The sequence below is a fragment of the Aeromonas sp. S16(2024) genome, from assembly GCF_041403065.1.
Classification (GTDB): domain Bacteria; phylum Pseudomonadota; class Gammaproteobacteria; order Enterobacterales; family Aeromonadaceae; genus Aeromonas.
This window is the reverse complement of the sequence record NZ_JBGLQX010000052.1, coordinates 1-2,460: the sequence shown is the minus strand read 5'-3', so window position 1 is coordinate 2,460 and position 2,460 is coordinate 1. Positions and strand designations below refer to the sequence as shown.

The window sequence follows — 2,460 nt, the reverse complement described above, 5'->3', positions numbered from 1 at the left end:
AGCCTCGATAGCGGTGTTATGGGAGGGCTGGTTTAGGTTAGAGACCCTCCTTGAAGGCTATGAACTGGCGCTGTCTCTTGCGCATCAACAGTTGTGATCAAGAGACAGCCCTCGGGAGCCCTTTTTCGTCTCAAGGGAGCGCATCAGGCCGGGATGCTGGCCAGCTCGTGGCGCTTCAACGCCAGCAGGGTGATGAGGAAGGCGGCGCTCGCGATCATTGCCATGCCCACATAGGTGGCGCTGAACCCCGGTGCCAGCTCGGCCGGGCTAAGGCTCGCCAGGTTGTGGCTGGTCCCGGCCGGCAGGGCCCCGTGGAACAGCACGGCGCAGATGGCCACCCCGACCGCCCCCCCCAGCTCGCGGCCGAAGTTGAACAGAGACATGCCGATGCCGCGATCTTCCCGCGGCAGGGCGTTTTGCACCACCACAGAGAGGGCCGGCAGCACCAGCCCCAGCCCCAGACCGGCGAAGCCCAGCCCCAGATTGGCAAGGAGATCGAAGTGGATCTGCCACAGCGCCAGCGCCGCCAGGGCGAAGCCCGCCACCACGAAGCGCTTGTAATGACCGGAGTGGCCGATCAGCTTGCCACCGACGAAGGCCCCCGCCGTGATGCAGACCATGAAGATCACCATGTAAAGGCCGCTCTCGCTGGCCCCCATCCCCTTCTGCCACTGCATCTGAAGCGGCAGGTAGACCAGCACGGCAAACATCAGCAGTTGTGAGGCCAGCGCCAGCAGCACGCTCACCAGATAACCGGGCAAGCGGGCCAGATGGGCGGGCAGTATGGGATCCTGGGCCCGTCGCTCCACCAGGATCAGCAGCAGCAGGGCCAGGGCCAGCCCCGCCGCCAGCCAGATGGCGGACAGCGCCGTCTCCGGCGAGAGCAGCAGCAGGGAGAGGGTGGTGACCGTGATCAGCAGTGCCGCCCCCTTCCAGTCGAAGCGGCTGTGACGGCGCACGTTGAGGTGACCCAGATTGCGGTTCACCAGCCAGAGCGCCAGGGCCCCGAGGGGCAGGTTGATCCAGAAGATCCAGCGCCAGCTCAGCTGCTCGGTGAAGTAGCCCCCGAGCAGGGGCCCGGCGATGCTGGAGACCGCATAGACCGCCGAGATGTAGCCCTGATACTTGCCCACCTCCCGCGGGGGAATGCAGTCGGCGATGACGGTGAAGGCGAGCGCGATCAGCCCCCCTCCCCCCAATCCTTGCAGCACCCGGGCCGCCAGCAGGGTCGGCAGATCCTGGGCCAGGGCGCAGGCCACCGACCCTGCCAGAAACAGGCCTATGCCGATGTTGAGCATCCGCACCCGGCCGAACAGATCGCTCAGCTTGCCGTAGATGGGCAGGGCGGCGGTGGCCGCCAGCAGGTAGGCGGTCACCACCCAGGTGAGGGCGGCGCCGGCGTTCAGCTCGGCTCCTATGATGGGCAAGGGGGTAGTGACTATGCTCTTTTCCAGTGAGCCCAGGGCGATCACCAGGGCCACGCTTGAGAAGACGGTTTTTGGGGACATAGAGAGGCTCGCTACTGTGAGTTGCCGGCACCCGAGGCGCAGAGCGCATTATTGTCTCATAAATCAGCAGCCCATGGTCAAACCCACTGCCTGCCCAGGCCATGACGGCGGTCGCGGCATCCGGGGAGCGGATCTGGTAGTGTGCTCTTTTAGCCGAGGAGGAAGTACCCCATGTCCGAGCAGTTCCAGTTTGAGCAATACGACGCCCTGATCTTCGATATGGACGGCACCCTGGTGGACTCCATGCCCCTGCACCTGGATGCCTGGGAAACCACCAGCGCCGAATTCGGCCTGCCGTTCGATCGGGCACAGCTCAACGAGTACGGCGGCATTCCCACCCGCAAGATAGTGGCCATGCTGGCCGAGCAGCACGGGCTGGAAATCGACGTGGAGGCCTTCGCCCGCCGCAAGATAGCCCTCTATCTGGAACGGATCGACAAGGTCCGCGTCTTCCCCGCCATGTGGGAGCTGGTCAAGCGCTGCCACGGCAAGGTGCCCATGGGCATAGGCACAGGCTCAACCCGGGATCATGCGACGCACATACTGAGAAATACCGGCCTCGATGCCTTCATCCCCGTGCTGGTGAGCGCCGACGACGTGACCAACCACAAGCCCCATCCCGACACCTTCCTGAGAGTGGCCGAGCTGCTCGGCGCCAACCCGGCCAACTGCCTGGTGTTTGAAGACACCCCCATCGGCATCCAGGCAGGCAAGGCCGGCGGCATGACCACCTTGCTGGCGACAGAGGGTGAACTGCAGCTGGTGTGACGCCAGGCCAAGGCGCTGAGCCCACGACGCTTCATCCTGCTCCCTTAAAAAACAAAACGCCCCATCTGGGGCGTCAGATTGCTGAAGAACCCCCCTTCTTTTTCAAAAAAGGGGGTTCTTCTTTCGCTTTGGGTCTGAGGGCTCATCATCCGCTAGAAAGTCGGCATAGTTGCCATCTTTGCCA

The 2,460-nt window shown here is 64.0% G+C and carries 2 protein-coding genes; one reads left to right on the top strand and one right to left on the bottom strand.

What is annotated here, in order from left to right; genetic code table 11:
* Nucleotides 1–143: 143 nt before the first annotated feature.
* Nucleotides 144–1,508: an MDR family MFS transporter gene (locus ACB030_RS20255; RefSeq protein WP_371162245.1), complete on the bottom strand. Its 1,365-nt coding sequence runs from the start codon at nucleotides 1,506–1,508 to the stop codon at nucleotides 144–146.
* Nucleotides 1,509–1,679: 171 nt separating this feature from the next.
* Here ACB030_RS20255 and ACB030_RS20250 point away from each other — a divergent pair, with 171 nt between their 5' ends.
* A complete protein-coding gene (locus ACB030_RS20250) occupies nucleotides 1,680–2,276 on the top strand; it encodes an HAD family hydrolase (RefSeq protein ID WP_371162243.1) in 597 nt (198 codons plus the stop codon).
* Nucleotides 2,277–2,460: the final 184 nt, after the last annotated feature.

What these genes read in the sequence shown, in the direction of transcription:
- ACB030_RS20255 (WP_371162245.1), bottom strand. Translation starts at nt 1,508, where the DNA reads ATGTCCCCAAAAACCGTCTTCTCAAGCGTGGCCCTGGTGATCGCCCTG.
- ACB030_RS20250 (WP_371162243.1), top strand. Translation starts at nt 1,680, where the DNA reads ATGTCCGAGCAGTTCCAGTTTGAGCAATACGACGCCCTGATCTTCGAT.